At 34.2% G+C, this 15,604-nt stretch carries 17 protein-coding genes and 1 pseudogene; all 18 read left to right on the forward strand.

The window, feature by feature from the left end; all coding sequences use genetic code 11:
- Positions 1-31 precede the first annotated feature (31 nt).
- The 18 genes and pseudogenes from ruvA to mobQ all read left to right on the forward strand — a co-directional run bounded on the left by ruvA (position 32) and on the right by mobQ (position 15,580).
- On the forward strand, positions 32-640 hold the full coding sequence (ruvA, locus tag BQ5371_RS00845) for a Holliday junction branch migration protein RuvA (RefSeq protein WP_071132085.1): 609 nt from the start codon (positions 32-34) through the stop codon (positions 638-640).
- Between the two features lie 125 nt (positions 641-765).
- The gene (ruvB, locus tag BQ5371_RS00850; protein ID WP_083377359.1) at positions 766-1,899 is read left to right on the forward strand and encodes a Holliday junction branch migration DNA helicase RuvB; all 1,134 of its coding nucleotides are present in this window, start codon (positions 766-768) and stop codon (positions 1,897-1,899) included.
- A gap of 14 nt (positions 1,900-1,913) precedes the next feature.
- A complete protein-coding gene (queA, locus tag BQ5371_RS00855) occupies positions 1,914-3,032 on the forward strand; it encodes a tRNA preQ1(34) S-adenosylmethionine ribosyltransferase-isomerase QueA (RefSeq protein WP_071132086.1) in 1,119 nt (372 codons plus the stop codon).
- Positions 3,033-3,149: 117 nt separating this feature from the next.
- The gene (locus BQ5371_RS00860) at positions 3,150-3,680 is read left to right on the forward strand and encodes a GNAT family N-acetyltransferase (RefSeq protein WP_071132087.1); all 531 of its coding nucleotides are present in this window, start codon (positions 3,150-3,152) and stop codon (positions 3,678-3,680) included.
- On the forward strand, positions 3,680-4,834 hold the full coding sequence (gene tgt / locus BQ5371_RS00865; protein WP_071132088.1) for a tRNA guanosine(34) transglycosylase Tgt: 1,155 nt from the start codon (positions 3,680-3,682) through the stop codon (positions 4,832-4,834). The genes BQ5371_RS00860 and tgt overlap by 1 nt, the downstream gene beginning before the upstream one ends.
- Position 4,835: 1 nt before the next feature.
- Positions 4,836-6,080, forward strand: a complete 1,245-nt coding sequence (locus BQ5371_RS00870; protein WP_071132089.1) for a class I SAM-dependent RNA methyltransferase — start codon at positions 4,836-4,838, stop codon at positions 6,078-6,080.
- Positions 6,077-6,238, forward strand: coding sequence for a hypothetical protein (locus BQ5371_RS07025; RefSeq protein WP_001843395.1), 162 nt, complete (start codon positions 6,077-6,079; stop codon positions 6,236-6,238). Before BQ5371_RS00870 ends, BQ5371_RS07025 begins: the two co-directional genes overlap by 4 nt.
- Before the next feature lie 3 nt (positions 6,239-6,241).
- On the forward strand, positions 6,242-6,523 hold the full coding sequence (locus BQ5371_RS00875; RefSeq protein ID WP_135354778.1) for a CD1845 family protein: 282 nt from the start codon (positions 6,242-6,244) through the stop codon (positions 6,521-6,523).
- A gap of 87 nt (positions 6,524-6,610) precedes the next feature.
- A complete protein-coding gene (locus BQ5371_RS00880; RefSeq protein WP_071132091.1) occupies positions 6,611-7,381 on the forward strand; it encodes a replication initiator protein A in 771 nt (256 codons plus the stop codon).
- Positions 7,378-8,229 (forward strand): ATP-binding protein, encoded by an 852-nt coding sequence (locus BQ5371_RS00885; protein WP_071132092.1) that lies wholly within the window; start codon positions 7,378-7,380, stop codon positions 8,227-8,229. Before BQ5371_RS00880 ends, BQ5371_RS00885 begins: the two co-directional genes overlap by 4 nt.
- Positions 8,226-8,711: a PcfB family protein gene (locus tag BQ5371_RS00890; protein WP_071132093.1), complete on the forward strand. Its 486-nt coding sequence runs from the start codon at positions 8,226-8,228 to the stop codon at positions 8,709-8,711. Before BQ5371_RS00885 ends, BQ5371_RS00890 begins: the two co-directional genes overlap by 4 nt.
- Positions 8,708-9,265: pseudogene (locus BQ5371_RS00895) on the forward strand (type IV secretory system conjugative DNA transfer family protein); the annotation flags it as partial. The gene BQ5371_RS00890 and the pseudogene BQ5371_RS00895, both read left to right, overlap by 4 nt.
- A gap of 54 nt (positions 9,266-9,319) precedes the next feature.
- Positions 9,320-10,981 carry a recombinase family protein gene (locus BQ5371_RS00900; protein WP_071132095.1) on the forward strand — a complete coding sequence of 554 codons (1,662 nt, stop codon included), beginning with the start codon at positions 9,320-9,322 and terminating at the stop codon, positions 10,979-10,981.
- An 89-nt stretch (positions 10,982-11,070) separates the two neighbouring features.
- Positions 11,071-11,283, forward strand: coding sequence for a helix-turn-helix domain-containing protein (locus tag BQ5371_RS00905; RefSeq protein WP_071132096.1), 213 nt, complete (start codon positions 11,071-11,073; stop codon positions 11,281-11,283).
- A 13-nt stretch (positions 11,284-11,296) separates the two neighbouring features.
- Complete coding sequence (locus tag BQ5371_RS00910; protein WP_071132097.1) at positions 11,297-12,151, forward strand: DNA adenine methylase; 855 nt, start codon at positions 11,297-11,299, stop codon at positions 12,149-12,151.
- 1 nt (position 12,152) lies between these two features.
- On the forward strand, positions 12,153-13,448 hold the full coding sequence (locus BQ5371_RS00915) for a type II restriction enzyme (RefSeq protein WP_205408017.1): 1,296 nt from the start codon (positions 12,153-12,155) through the stop codon (positions 13,446-13,448).
- 108 nt (positions 13,449-13,556) lie between these two features.
- Entirely contained in the window at positions 13,557-13,877 is a 321-nt protein-coding gene (locus BQ5371_RS00920; protein WP_071132099.1) for a DUF3847 domain-containing protein, read from the forward strand.
- Positions 13,878-14,119: 242 nt separating this feature from the next.
- On the forward strand, positions 14,120-15,580 hold the full coding sequence (gene mobQ / locus BQ5371_RS00925; RefSeq protein WP_071132100.1) for a MobQ family relaxase: 1,461 nt from the start codon (positions 14,120-14,122) through the stop codon (positions 15,578-15,580).
- The last annotated feature ends 24 nt before the right edge of the window (positions 15,581-15,604 follow it).

Here is a 15,604-nt window from a genome sequence, read left to right on the forward strand (position 1 = left end):
GATGGGAATTTAAATACCAGCAGGAGGAAAGATGATTAGATTCATTAGAGGTAAATATTTATACTATGACGGAGCATCTGTTGTTGTTGAAACCAAAGGTGGAGTAGGATATAGAATTTTTATTCCGGAAACAAGTCCTCTTCTTAATAACAGGGAGGGTGATGAAATTTCAGTAAACACCTATTTGCAGGTCAAGGAAGACGGAATGTTATTATATGGTTTTCACGATGTTGATAGCCTTGAACTTTTTGAAAAACTGATAACAGTAAAAGGAGTAGGTCCAAAGGCAGGTCTTTCAATAATGGCATTGGCAGAAACGGAAGTCATCAAGCATTATATTGCTTCAAAGGATTCATCTTTTATAGCTAGAGCTTCCGGTATAGGAAAGAAGATCGCAGAAAGGGTTATCCTTGAACTTGGCGATAAAATTGATTTAATTGATGAGGATATGATAATTGATGGAGAGGGCAAGCCTTCGAGTTTAAACAAAGCATTAAATTCAGAAAGAGAAGAAGCTATCATGGCACTCACAACCTTGGGTTATTCAAAAGAGGAAGCAAGATATGCTATAATGAAAGTTCAAGAAGAAGACTTAAGAGCCGAAGAATATATCAAAAATGGACTGAAATATTTAATCTAGCAATATTCGTCATAAAAACATCAGAAAAGCATTAAATAATAGAATACAAACAAGCAACGAATATAATTAGAATTTAAATTATTCGAAAATAATATTAGTAAAATAAATTATAGGAAGGGAAATAGATGTCAGATATTGTTACATCGAGCAAACAAAGTCCGTCAGACATTAATAATGAATTAACGCTAAGACCTCAATATCTAAGCGAATACTGTGGTCAGAGCGTGGCGAAGAAAAATCTCTCAATTTATATTGAAGCAGCAAGAATGAGAAGAGAGCCACTCGACCATGTGCTTTTTTACGGTCCACCAGGACTTGGAAAGACAACGCTTGCATCAATAATCGCCAATGAGCTTGGTGTTGACATCAAGGTTACATCTGGGCCTGCCATAAGTAAGGCGGGAGATCTCGCAGCGATTTTGACAAATCTTGGAGAAAATGATGTGCTATTTATTGATGAAATACATAGGCTTAATAGGGCTGTTGAAGAAGTATTATATTCTGCAATGGAAGATTATGCACTTGATATTGTGATAGGAAAAGGCCCTGCGGCCCGCTCCCTTAGGATAGACCTTAGTAAGTTTACCTTGATAGGTGCTACGACGAGGGCTGGTAGCCTTAGTGCTCCTCTTAGAGACAGATTTGGAATAATAAATAAGTTCGATTTTTATACAATGGAAGAGCTAAGGGATATATTATATCGTTCATCAAAGGTGCTTGAAATAGATATAGATGATAAATCGCTGACAGAGATTGCGAGGAGATCGAGAGGAACACCTCGTATAGGGAATAGACTGCTAAAGAGAGTTAGAGATTTTAGCGATGTAATTTCAGATGGAAATATTGACATTGATATTACAGAAAAAGCTATGGAGGCACTCGATGTAGACGAGATGGGACTTGAAAAACTCGACAGAGATATTTTAAAAACAATAATAAGGAGTTTTAATGGAGGTCCTGTTGGAATTGAAACCATTGCTTCTGCCATTGGAGAGGAAAGGGTCACTCTCGAAGACGCAAATGAACCATATCTCATTCAAGCCGAGTTAATGTATAGAACACAGAAGGGAAGAATGGTTACGAAAAAAGCATATGAGCACCTAGGACTTATGAGCTTTTATGATGAGCAAAATGGCAATGGCGAAAATAATGAAAGAGGTGCAAATGGCGTAAGTCATTCGGGTAAGGCATATAGACGAGAAGACAGATTAGAAGATAGACAAATGAGAATTATGGGTGCGATAGATTCTGACGATTGATGAGGGAATAGAATTTGAAACTAGAAGAATTTGATTACGAACTACCCAAGGAACTTATAGCTCAGACCCCTGAAGAACATAGAGATGAGTGCAGGCTGATGGTTCTTGATAGAAATAAGGGAACAATAGAGCATAGGCATTTTTACGATATAAAGGAATATTTAAAGGCGGGAGATTGCCTAGTAGTTAACGACTCAAGGGTTCTACCTGCAAGACTTTTTGGAAAAAAGAAAAATACAGGTGCAAATATTGAGCTCCTTCTCATAAAAAGAATAGATGGTGACATATGGGAGTGCATGGTTAGACCGGGAAAAAGGTTACATGAGGGTGACATTGTTCAATTTGACTCAGAAAGGGAATTTTCTGCACGCATTCTTGGGTATGCAGATAGAGAAAATGGAACAAGAGCAATTGAGTTTTTCTACGACGGGATTTTCATGGAAAGGCTTGAAGAAATAGGAAGTATGCCACTTCCGCCATATATTGAAAGAGAGGCTGCACCCGAAGATAGCGAAACATATCAGACGGTTTATAGCAAGGAGCTTGGCTCTGTAGCAGCACCGACGGCAGGGCTTCATTTCACAGAAAATTTACTAGAAGAAATAAGAGATATGGGAGTAGATTATGCAGAAGTCACGCTCCATGTCGGTATAGGAACATTTAGACCTGTTAAAGTAGATAAGGTAGAAGAACACAAGATGCATTTTGAAGAATATTCAATTTCTGAGGAAAATGCAGAGACTATAAACAAGGCGATTTCCGAGGGTAGAAGGATAATTTCAGTTGGAACGACGACGACAAGAACCTTGGAGAGCTCAGCGATTACAAGAGAGGAAGCTGAAAGGCTAGGAATATGCACAGGAGATAAAAATTTCAAAGAAGAAAGTGACTGCCATGTTAAAAAGGAATATTTTGTAAAAGCTGGCAGTTCAAGCACGGGGATTTTCATCTATCCCGGATACAAGTTTAAAATAATCGATTCGTTAATAACAAATTTTCACCTGCCAAAATCAACGCTCATAATGCTCGTTTCAGCCCTATATGATAAAGAAGAAATACTCGAAGCATATGAGGAAGCAGTTAAGGAAAAATATAGATTTTTCAGTTATGGTGATGCCATGCTTATAAAATAATATACTAATTTATATAAATGATATGAAAACGAATAAAAATGTAAAATAAAAATTATTAAAGAGCAAAGTTTAAAAAAGAGCATAATATATATTTTATTTTTTTAGAAGGAGGTATTTATGAGTATTTTAGAGAATGGGAAAGACGATTATGGGAAGATAAGACCTTGCACGCTTGACGATTTAGATGAGATTGTAAGATTACAGGAAATAGTATATGAAAATATGCCTGATAAAAATATGCTATCGATTACAGAAAGAGATGAGATAGAAGAATCTTTAAAACTAGATAAATGCTACTGTGCCGAAATAGATGGAGAGATGATAGCTTACTCTATGTTAGTCGCACCTCGCGTTTCATATCGAAATACAGGCACATATTTAGGATATGACGAAGAAAGGCTGAAAAAGACTGCAACAATGGATCTTTCGCTTGTAAAACCGGGTCATAGAGGACATCATATGCAGAGAAGAATGATTAAAATTCGTCTTGATGACGCTAAAAAACTCGGAGCAGAGGAAGTGTTAAGCACGGTTGACCCAGCTAATTCACACAGCTTGAATAATATAGAAGGCTCAGGTTTTAAATATGTAACGACAAAGGTCATTTATGGCGGGCTGACAAGAAATATTATGAGGTTTACATTTTAATGAAAGAAAGCTTAAAATTTGAAATTCTAAGCAAAGATGCTAAATCCGAAGCTAGAAGGGGCAGGATAAGTCTTCCACATGGAAAGATTGAGACGCCAGTCTTTATGCCGGTAGGAACTCAGGCAGCGGTTAAAGCTATGAAGCCCGAAGATGTAGAAAAAACTGGAGCAGAGATTATTTTGAGCAACACCTATCACCTGCTTCTTCGCCCTGGCGAGGATATTGTAAGAGATGCCGGCGGACTTCACAAGTTCATGAATTGGAATAAACCAATACTAACTGACAGCGGAGGCTTTCAGGTTTTTTCGCTTGGTAAAATGAGGAAGATTAGCGAGGAGGGGGTTAAATTTAGGTCTTATATAGACGGCTCACCTCATGTTATGACACCAGAGTCTTCAATTCAGGTACAAAATGCACTAGGTTCGGATATAATAATGGCTTTTGATGAATGTGCTCCATATCCTGCAGATGAAAAATATATAAGAAATTCATATAAGAGAACTTCAAGATGGCTAAAACGATGTAAAGATGAACTGGATAGAATTAGAGAAGGCAGAGGAAGAGATGCTGAAGTTGCTATGAACCAAAATCTGTTTGGAATAATGCAGGGCGGAATGTATAAAGAAATGAGATATGAGAGTGCTAGGGAGATAAGCGAGCTTGATTTACCAGGTTACGCGATAGGTGGGCTTTCGGTTGGTGAGCCAAAAGATGTAATGATTGAAGTGCTTGACGACTGCGTTTCATATCTCCCAGATAACAAGCCAAGGTATCTGATGGGAGTTGGAACTCCTGATTATATTTTTGAAGGTGTTGAAAGAGGAGTAGATATGTTCGACTGCGTAATTCCGACAAGGCTCGCAAGGCACGGAGTTGCAATGACATCGAGAGGAAATATAAATATAAAAAATGCCTGCTTTGAAAGAGATTTCGATCCTATAGATAAGGACTGCGACTGCTATACCTGCAAGAATTATTCAAGAGCTTATATTAGGCATCTTTTCAAAACTAACGAAATTCTCTGTTCTATGCTTTTAAGCGAACATAATATCAGATTTCTTGTAAATATGATGGAAAATATCAGAGAGGCAATTGAGCAGGATAGGTTCAAAGAATACAAGCGTGATTTTTATAATAAATATGGAGTAATATAAAATGGATTTAAGAAAGTGTGAAATTGCAGAATTTTGCGGAGGCTGTAAATATCAAGGCATAGATTACATGGACCAGCTTGCTGATAAGGATAAAAATATTAGAAATCTACTTCAAAAACACAAGATAGAAAGCTCGATATATGAGGGGATTGTCCCCTCTTTTTCTAAATATGGATACAGAAATAAAATGGAATACACCTTTGGTGACTTTGAAAAAGGTGGTAATCTTGAGCTTGGAATGCATAGAAAAAAACATTTTATGTCAATAGTGACTTCAAATATGTGTCAGCTTGTACCAGAGGATTTCAATAAAATTTTAAAGGCAACCCTCGAATTTTGTAGAGAAAATAAGTATTCTTTTTATAATAAAAAAACGCATATTGGGCTTCTTAGAAATTTGATAATCAGGCATGGTGTAAAAACAAATGAATTATTAGTTGATATAGTTACATCGAAGGAAGGCAGGGCTATGATTAGCGACCGCGAAATAGTCTCTATAAGCGAGGAAGAAAAATATATTGGAAAGATTTCGGACAATGGAATCTTCGATGAAAAGGCATATCTTGAGCGGCTTATGAATCTTGATTTAGAAAATGAAATCATAGGCGTTCTACACACAACTAATTCGAGCCTTGCGGATGCTGTAATAGATTCAGGAACAAAGATTTTATATGGAAGAGATTATTATGAGGAAGAGCTTCTAGGACTTAAATTCAAAGTGGGTATCTTTGCTTTTTTTCAGACAAATATCAGAGCAGTGGAAAGGTTGTACGAGGAAGCACTTGAACTCGTTCCTGACATTGATGGAAAAATTGTATATGATTTGTATTGCGGAACAGGGACAATTTCAGAACTTTCGGCATTAAGAGCCAAGGAGGTATATGGAATTGAGATTTCAGAAGATGCAGTAAAATCAGCGATTTCAAATACAGAGCTAAATGGGATAAAAAACTGTCATTATATTTTAGGTGATGTTAAAGAGAAGTTAGATGAACTGAAGGAAAAGCCGGATTTAATCATAGTTGACCCGCCTAGGGCAGGGCTTCATGACAAAGTCGTAAGAATGCTAGCAAGTTACGGAGTCTCAGAAATTCTCTATATTTCCTGCAACCCAAAGACCCTTGCAATGAATATTGAGCAATTTCACTACCTCGGATATGAGCCAGTTAAGATGAGGGCTTATGATAACTTTCCGATGACAGGGCATGTGGAGTGCATAGCGTTGATACAAAGAGTGAAATTGTGAAAATCCTGCATTTTAAGCAGTTTTACAAGCATTATGTATTTGTAGAAGACGGAGAGGGAGGACGAAAAAAAGTCTTAAAAAATTATATTGATGTGAATGTTTGCATTGATATGGTGTGTGGAGATACAAAGAATGCTTTAGAAAGTGAGGACTACTAAATGATGAGATGGATAATAAAAATAATCTTGTTTCCAATTAGCTTGGTGTTAAGTATCCTCACAGCATTTCTGACATTTCTACTTGGTATTGGAACAGCCCTACTATATTTGCTGATGATGTTTTGCATATTTGGAGCAATTGCCTCTTTTCTGCAAAAAGAAGTTACCATCGGAATAGAAGCATTGATATTAGGATTCCTGTTAAGTCCATATGGAATACCAATGGTTGGAGCAACAGTTATAGCTTTTTTACAAGGTACCAATGAGGTAATAAAATCAATCTAAAAAATTTCATAAAAATGGTTACCAAAGGCGATAGAAGAAAAACTATCGTCTTTTTCTTTGCAAATTTTTTGGAGAGGAGGTGAAGCGATGGACTTTGACTATTTCTATAACAGAGAAGCAGAGAGATTTAATTTTCTTAAAGTACCGGAGATATTAGTTGATGGAGAAGAATTTAAGGGGTTGTCAGCGGAAGCAATTATCCTTTATTCCATGCTTCTAAAACGAACGGGAATATCTTTTAAGAATAACTGGATAGACAAAGAAAATAGAGTATTTATCTATTTTACCGTTGAAGAAATTATGAGAAGAAGAAATATCTCAAAGCCAACAGCCATAAAAACATTGGATGAGTTAGACAGTAAAAAAGGAATTGGACTGATTGAAAGAGTAAGGCTTGGACTTGGAAAACCTAATATCATTTATGTCAAAGATTTTATGAGCATAATAGCGGTAAAAGAAAATGACTTTCAGAAGTCAAAAAACTTAACTTCAGAAGTAAGAGATTTTAACCTCAGAAGTAAAGAAAATGAACTTCAGGAAGTTCAAAATGTTGACTCTAACTATATAGAGAATAATAAGAGTAAGTATAGTAAGAGAGAATATAGTTTTGGGGAAAACGGACTTGGAACATTTCAAAATGTCTTTTTAAAGGACGAAGATATAGGTGAATTACAAATAAAAATGGCAGGAGAGCTTGATAACTACATTGAGAGATTATCAACCTATCTTCAAAGTACCGGAAAGACATATAAAGACCATAAAGCAACAATTCTTTCTTGGTTTTATAAAGATCAGGGAAGTAAGAAAAAAACCAATATCCCTACATGGGAGGAATATAACAAGGGAGTACATTTATGATTAAAGAATTAGAAAAAGTGATGATAGAAGATGTGGAATACAGCTTCAATCCTGAAAAAGAATACATCAAAGACGGACACGCCTACTGTAAAGCGTGCCATGAAAGAAAAGATGGAAAAGCATTAGAATTTTTCGGAAAGCAGATGATATTTAAGACAGCTTGTAAATGCGATAGAGATAGGGAAGCGAAAGAAAAAGAAAGACAAAAGCAGCTTGAAATCGAGAGATTAAAAAGTATCTGCTTCACATCCATGATTCAATGGGCATATACCTTTGAAAACTATCAGGGAAAAGAAAATCAGAGTCTTATCATCGCAAAGAATTTTGTAAAAGACTATGAGCTGATGAGAAAAGAAAATATCGGACTCCTGTTCTATGGTTCGGTTGGTAGCGGAAAGACCTATCTTGCCTGCTCCATTGCAAATGGCCTTATTGAACAGTATCAAATAAGTGTTAAGATTAGAAATTTCGCACAGATTATCAATGAACTTCAAAAAAGCAGCTTTGACTTTGATAAAAACGCATATATTGAATCCCTTGTAAATACTTCCGTTCTTATCTTAGATGACTTGGGAATTGAAAGGGATACAAGCTATGCTAAAGAGCAGGTATATAACATTGTCAATAGCAGGTACCTAAAACAGAAACCAACAATTTTCACAACAAATCTTTCCTACGACACAATTCAAAACTGCAAGGACAGTGTTGAATATCAAAGAATCTATTCAAGAATTATTGAAATGTGTATTCCCGTTATGCTTGTAGGCGAGGATTTCAGAAAGTTTATTCAAAGGGATAAGCTAACTCGCAATAAAGATAGATTACTGAACGGAGGTGAAAGGACTTGATCAATGAAGAAATTGCAAGAAAAACGCTCAACATGGAAGTGAGAGCCGGCAAAGTAACAAGCAAGATACTTTTGGATTTGATAAGGAAGTTACTGAAAGAATCAGAAAAAATCGGTGGACTTGAAAAGCTCGTTGGGAGTAAAGGGAATGAAGTAAAACTAAAAGATATGGTTAAAAAGGGACAGCTTGAAGAGATACCAGTAGAAGAAACAGAATTGAAGGAACTGAAAAAAGAACTGAACAGATATGGAGTTAAGTTTTCGGTAATGAAAGATAAAGAATCAGGTAAATACTCAGTGTTCTTTCAAGCAAAAGATATGAAAGTGATGGACAAAGCATTTAAGCACGCCCTTTCAGAATCAGAAAAGAAAATGGAAAGGAAAGAATCTATTCATAAAAACATTGAGAAGTTTAAGGAGATGGCTAAAAATTCTGTTTCTAAAGATAAAATCAAGAACAAGCAAAAGGAGCAGAGCCTATGATAGAGAAAATACTAAAGGACATCAAAGGCTTGTTTAAGGTGCAGGATAAGGCAAAGTTTCTAAAGCAGAACATTCCCTATCTTGCATTTTTTTATGTTGGCAATATCTTCTCTCACCATATACGAGCCTATACTGGTGGCGATGTAATAGACAAAATCTTTCAAGGGATATTAGAGCTTAACACCATGAGCTTTCTTCCAAGCATTCATCTAACTGACATTCTAATAGGCATAGGAGTAGCAGCTTTAATTAAATTCATTGTCTACAGCAAAGGCAAAAATGCAAAAAAGTTCAGACAGGGAAAAGAGTATGGTTCAGCAAGATGGGGTACGAGAAAAGATATAGAACCGTATATGGATGAAAAGTTCCAGAACAATATCTTGCTTACACAAACAGAACGATTAACTATGAACGGCAGACCAGCTAATCCAAAGTATGCAAGAAATAAGAATGTACTTGTTATTGGTGGTTCAGGCTCCGGAAAGACAAGATTTTATGTAAAACCGAACTTAATGCAAATGCACTCGTCATATTGCGTGACCGATCCTAAAGGATTAACATCTTAAGGACAGAGAAAATAATAAAAACTTGGAAAGGAGGTAATTCTCATGTCAAATATGAAAAGAACAGGACAAACAGCCCTTTATGAGCGTTTAAGTCGTGATGATGAAATGCAAGGAGAAAGCAATTCCATCACCAATCAGAAGCAGCTACTTGAAAGCTATGCCAAAAGAAACGGCTTTATAAATATCTATCATTATACCGATGACGGAGTAAGTGGAACAACCTTTGATAGACAGGGATTTCAAAAGATGATAAAAGCAGTAGAAGAAAACAAAGTATCTACTGTGATAGTAAAAGATATGAGTAGGTTTGGCAGAGATTACCTCAAAGTAGGTTTTTATACTGAAATACTCTTCAAAGAAAAGGGAGTAAGGTTTATTGCCATCAACAACGGAATAGACAGCGAGAAACAAGCAGAAAGCGACTTTACCCCATTTCTAAACATTATGAACGAATGGTATGCAAGAGATACCTCAAGAAAAATACAATCTATATTTAGAGCAAGAATGGAAGAGGGTAAAAGAGTATCACCAAGCGTTCCATACGGCTATTACAGAAACCCTAAGAACAAACAGGAGCTACTTGTCGATAAAGAGAGTTCAAAGGTCGTAAAACGCATTTATAGGCTTGTTATAGAGGGATATGGAGTAACACAGATAGCAGAGATACTAACCAAAGATAAAGTCCTTATACCGTCAGCCTATGCAGAAATACATTATCCTGAAAATAACCACAGTTCCAAGAAAAGAGGAATAGACGATCCATATTTTTGGACACCAACCACAGTTGGCTATATCTTAGAAAAAAGAGAATACATGGGACACACTGTTCTTGGTAAAACAATATGTGTTGATTACAAAACCAAGAAACGCAGAAAGGCGAAAGAAGATGAACTGATTATCTTTAAGAACACTCATGAATCCATCATTGATGAAGAAACATGGAAAAACGCCCAAAGGCTAAGAAAAACAGTTAGAAGAAGTCCAAAGTATGGTACAACATCAAATCCACTTACAGGACTATTAATATGTGCAGATTGTGGCGGTAAATTAAGTTACAGAGAGCCGGCAGAACATAAAGAAAAGAAATATGATTGTGATTATTGCTTTGTATGTCAACATTACAGACACAGAAAAGGAACTTGCAGTATTCACTATATTAAACTAAAAACAGTGAATGAAATTCTCTTAAAATCAATCAAAGAAATCACCGACTTTGCAAAAGAAGAAAAGCAAGAATTTATAAAAGTGATGAACGAGTTATCCGATGAAAAAAGGGAAGAAAAGTATCAAGGAGATAAAGAGAAGTTAGAAAAGCTATCGTCAAGAAATGCAGAACTAACAACCCTTATTACAAAACTGTATGAAGACCATGCACTTGGGAAAATTCCTGTAAAACACTTTGATAGATTATTTAATGTTTATGATACTGAGCAACAAGATTTAGAAAAACAAATACAGTATTTTGAGCAAGAAATAGAAAGCTATCATCAAAGAAAAGTTGATACTGATAAATTCCTAAAAATGATAGATAAATATACAGATATTGAGGAATTGACAGTATCAATGATAAATGAGTATATAGAAAAAGTTGTAGTCCATGAATCTACAGGAGGAAGAAAAGGAAAAGACAGAAAACAACAAGTTGATGTGTATTTTAATTTTATAGGTAACTGTCAAGTTCCACATAATAAAAATAATGCCTAAAATTTTATGAAAATAATCTTTTGAAACATATAAAAACTTGCGATTTTGCAAGTTTTTTGTTATAATAAATTATGTTTGGAGGGTATAAAATGAATGTATCTTATCAACCACTTTGGAAGATTTTAGAAGATAAAAAAATGAAGAAAAAAGACTTGATTGAGATAGCAAACATTTCAGAGAATTGTGTTGCTAATATGGGTAATAATAAGTATGTTTCAATGGCAAATATTAGCCGTATATGTGAAGCTTTAGAATGTACCCCAAATGATGTGTTTCAGTTCTGTACAAGCGATAAAAGATAAGGAGGATAGGACTATGACTAAAAATTCAAGAAAAAAGAATATTGTTCTTTCTCCTGTAGTAAAGTGGGTTGGTGGAAAAAGACAACTATTGAGTGATATAGTTCCACTTATTCCGAAAAACTTTTCTACTTATGTTGAGCCTTTTGTAGGTGGAGGAGCTGTTATATTTGATATTCAGCCTAAAAAGGCGATTATAAATGATTTTAATAGTGAGCTTATAAATATTTATAAAGTGATTAAAGAGAAACCTCAAGAATTGATTTTAGCTTTAGAAAATCATGAACGACTTAATTCAGAGGAATATTTTTATGAAGTCAGGGCATTAGACAGAAATGAAAACTATAATAGAATGACAGATATAGAAAAAGCTTCAAGAATTATTTATCTAAATAAAACGTGCTTCAATGGATTATTTAGAGTAAACCAAGCAGGACAATTTAATTCACCTTATGGGAAATATAAAAATCCTAACATAGTTAATATGCCTGTTGTGTTAGCTATGTCAAAATATTTTAATGAAAATAATATAAAGATAATTGATGGAGATTACAAAAATGCACTAAAAAACTTGAGAAAAGGTGCATTTGTATATTTTGATCCACCATATATGCCGATTTCATCTTCATCTTCTTTTACAGGATATACAGAGAATGGATTTGATAAAAAGCAGCAAATAGAACTTAAGAAAGAATGCGATAAATTAAACGTTAAAGGTATTAAATTTTTATTGTCTAATTCAGATCATCCTTTTATTAGAGAGTTGTATCAGGATTATGAAATTATTACCGTAAAAGCCAAGCGTTCAATAAATAGCAATGGCAATAAACGTGGAGAAATAAATGAATTATTGGTAAGGAATTATGATTAAAATGAATGTCAATGAAGCTTGGATTAAACTTTTTGAAAAATATGATATTCTTAGCAAAATTCAGAGTGATGGAGCCTTTTATATTACTGCTAATCAAATAAAGGAATTTAAAGAACCAAGGTTGATGGCAAAATGGGACAGTTCTGAAAATTTGCCAAGTATTTTCAAAAAACACAATATAAATATCTTGCCCATTAGTAGAACAGGATACGTTTTAAGTGATTTTAAGCTATATGAACCAATTCCAGAATTGGGAGAACATATAACTGAAATGCAAAAAGTGGAAATTCCTGAATATGAAACGATTGATATTGGAAATATATCATCAGAAGCGAATGCAATTAATGTGCTAATGCTTTCAAAAATATTAGATGATTTTTTAGATGAAGATGATAATGTTGCTACTTTTAATGGAAGAATGGGTACTGGGATTTTTAGCTTTCACGTGGATAGACATAGAGGAACAACATTTCAAGTTGATGTAAAAAATGCACAATGTGAGATAGATGGAGGGATGGAAAATAATAATTCAGTTGTTATTTTAGAAGCAAAAAATGTTGTTCATACAGATTTTCACATAAGACAGCTTTATTATCCGTATAGATTATGGGCAAGTAAAGTGGACAAGCCTATTAGACTTGTTTTTTCTATTTATTCAAATCAAATATATAGATTATTTGAGTATGCGTTTGAAGATAAAGAAAACTACTCATCAATAAAATTAGTTAAATCAAAAAATTATTCTTTACAAGATACAGACATTGCTTTAAATGAACTTTATGATGTGTATTCAAATGTAAAAGTCATTTATGATGATAATCAAAATGATACCAATATTCCGTTTATACAGGCTAATTCTTTTGAAAGAATTATATCACTTATGGAGATTTTATTTGAAGAAAATAAAACCACTGAAGAAATTGCTGAAACTATGGAATTTGACTTAAGGCAGTCAGACTACTATTATAATGCTGGTAAATATCTTGGATTATTTGAAAAGAAAGATGTTGAAGATGAAGAAAAGATAGTAAAAAAAGTTTCATTATCCAAATTAGGAAAAGATACAGTAAAACTTAGATATAAAGAACGCCAGTTGAAATTGGTAAGTTTGATTTTAGAACATGAAATATTTAATACGTTGTTTAAAAAAGTTTATAATAGTGGAGAGTTACCTACAAAAGAAGAAATTCAAAATATTATGAGAGAAAATAATGTATGTAATGAGGGGCAGATAGTTAGACGTTCCAGTTCGGTTTATTCATGGCTTAAATGGATATTTAACTTACAAAATATATAAACCATAGAAGTGTATTTTTATGTAGTATAAACAGAAGTTTATTTTTGAGATAGCAGAAATGTTATCTCTTTTTTGTTGCTCAAAATTAGAAAGAGAGGAAACGAGAAAATGAAAAACATAGAAGAAAAAATCTTAATGGCAGATGAAGAAATCAAGCAGTTACAAAATAAAAGAAAAAAGCTCATCAGTCAGCAGAAACAGGAAGAAAGAAAAAAGAGAGATAAAAGAATATATGAAAAAGGAGCAGTCTTTGAAAGCATATTTACAGAAAGTAAGAATTTAACCAAAGATGAATTTTATCAGCTAATCACATCTCTAATTCGTAAAGAAGAAGCCAATCTCAAAATACAGAAAATTATAGAAAGCAGAGAAGAAACAGAAAGTAAAAATATAGGAAAAGAAGATGAAGAAATGGACATCGAAGAATAGTCCCTTGTTTACAAGGGCGCACATATACACCTTAACAGGTGCGTGCGTTCTCCGAAGGCTCTTAGCAGAGGGCATATCAGCTAACGCTGATACAGGGGAGCTACACTCCCCTACGGAAATAAATTTCCTACCCCTTGTGTACTTCCCAAAAGAAATCGGATAAAAAGTTATCCGATTTTTTTAGGAAGTCTTATTTATCGCCACCATAACCATACCGAAAAATGGAAAGGAGGTTTTTGACTATGGCGATATATCATCTTTGCATAAAGATTATTTCAAGAGGCAAAGGCAAAAGTGCAGTAGCAGCTTCCGCCTATCGAAGTGGCGAAAAGATAAAAAACGAATATGACGGAATAGTCCATGACTTTACAAGAAAAGGCGGAATAGCCCATACTGAAATTCTTTTACCACAAAATGCACCACAGGAATTTTCAGATAGAGGGACATTGTGGAACAGTGTTGAGAAAATAGAAAAAAGTAAAAACTCACAACTTGCAAGAGAAATTGAAGTTGCTTTGCCCAAAGAATTAGACCGAGAAAAACAAATAAATCTTGTACGAGAATATGTAAAAGAAAATTTTGTAAAAGTAGGTATGTGTGCTGATATTGCTCTACATGATAAAAATGATGGAAACCCACATTGCCATATCCTACTTACCATGCGACCATTAAACGAAGATAAAACATGGGGAGCAAAATCAAAAAAGGAATATATCCTTGATGAAAATGGCGAAAAAGTCAAACTCAAAAATGGTAATTACAAAACAAGAAAGATAAATACAACAGATTGGAACGAGCAAGATAAAGCAGAAGAATGGCGAAAAGCATGGGCAGACATTACAAACAAATATCTTGAAGAAAACAGCATACAGGATAAAATAGATCATCGCTCTTATCAAAGACAAGGTATAGAACAAATCCCGACTATTCATTTAGGAGTATCAGCAACGCAAATGGAGAAGAAAGGCATAGCTACAGATAGAGGAAATATCAATAGAGAAATCAAACATCAAAATGCGATTTTAAGAGAAATTTCAAGAAGAATAAAAGCCTTGTTAAATTGGATAAGAGGAATAGGAAAAGAAGAAAAAATAGAAAACGAAAATACAAAATCCACCCTCCCACCCAAAGAAAATCTGCTATCAATTTTTGAAAATCTTATCCGTAAAAATGTAGATAACAATAATGCAGATTTACAAAAATATATTGATAGTTATCAGCTACTCAAAGAGAAAAATATCACTTCATTATCCCAGCTAAAAGAAAGTATAGTTACCTTACGAGATAAGAATTACAAGACCACAAGAGCCTTAAAAGATACTGAGAAAAAAATTGATGAAAAAACACAACTCATCGACCAATCAGAAAAATATTTGAAGTATAAGGACACCTACAAAGCCTATACCAAGACAAAGAAAAGCAAACAGGAAGATCTTTATAACGAACATACAGCAGAACTTATTTTATTTGAAAGTGCAAGGAAACATCTGAAAGAGCATTTAGGAGAAAGTAAGACCTTAGCCATCAGTAAATGGGAAACAGAAGTTGCCACTTTGAAGAAAGAGAAAAAGAGTCTATACAATCAAATATCAGAAATACGAGAAGAAGTTGAACAGGCTGAAAAAGTTAAGAACTGTATAGAGCAGTTACAGAAACAAGAAAAGCGACTATCACACGTAAAACGGAATGAGTTAGACCTATAAAACTAAGCGAAAAAATGGTATAAT

The sequence above is a fragment of the Alterileibacterium massiliense genome (assembly GCF_900104645.1).
Lineage (GTDB): Bacteria > Bacillota > Clostridia > Peptostreptococcales > Anaerovoracaceae > Alterileibacterium > Alterileibacterium massiliense.

Bases quoted from the DNA above. Each gene is read 5' to 3' on its own strand.
- BQ5371_RS00905 (WP_071132096.1), top strand. From the start codon at position 11,071: ATGAATGTATCTTATCAACCACTTTGGAAGATTTTAGAAGATAAAAAA.
- BQ5371_RS00910 (WP_071132097.1), top strand. From the start codon at position 11,297: ATGACTAAAAATTCAAGAAAAAAGAATATTGTTCTTTCTCCTGTAGTA.
- ruvA (WP_071132085.1), top strand. From the start codon at position 32: ATGATTAGATTCATTAGAGGTAAATATTTATACTATGACGGAGCATCT.
- BQ5371_RS00875 (WP_135354778.1), top strand. From the start codon at position 6,242: ATGAGATGGATAATAAAAATAATCTTGTTTCCAATTAGCTTGGTGTTA.
- BQ5371_RS00860 (WP_071132087.1), top strand. From the start codon at position 3,150: ATGAGTATTTTAGAGAATGGGAAAGACGATTATGGGAAGATAAGACCT.
- BQ5371_RS00870 (WP_071132089.1), top strand. From the start codon at position 4,836: ATGGATTTAAGAAAGTGTGAAATTGCAGAATTTTGCGGAGGCTGTAAA.
- tgt (WP_071132088.1), top strand. From the start codon at position 3,680: ATGAAAGAAAGCTTAAAATTTGAAATTCTAAGCAAAGATGCTAAATCC.
- BQ5371_RS00915 (WP_205408017.1), top strand. From the start codon at position 12,153: ATGAATGTCAATGAAGCTTGGATTAAACTTTTTGAAAAATATGATATT.
- BQ5371_RS00880 (WP_071132091.1), top strand. From the start codon at position 6,611: ATGGACTTTGACTATTTCTATAACAGAGAAGCAGAGAGATTTAATTTT.
- mobQ (WP_071132100.1), top strand. From the start codon at position 14,120: ATGGCGATATATCATCTTTGCATAAAGATTATTTCAAGAGGCAAAGGC.
- ruvB (WP_083377359.1), top strand. From the start codon at position 766: ATGTCAGATATTGTTACATCGAGCAAACAAAGTCCGTCAGACATTAAT.
- BQ5371_RS00900 (WP_071132095.1), top strand. From the start codon at position 9,320: ATGTCAAATATGAAAAGAACAGGACAAACAGCCCTTTATGAGCGTTTA.
- BQ5371_RS00920 (WP_071132099.1), top strand. From the start codon at position 13,557: ATGAAAAACATAGAAGAAAAAATCTTAATGGCAGATGAAGAAATCAAG.
- BQ5371_RS00885 (WP_071132092.1), top strand. From the start codon at position 7,378: ATGATTAAAGAATTAGAAAAAGTGATGATAGAAGATGTGGAATACAGC.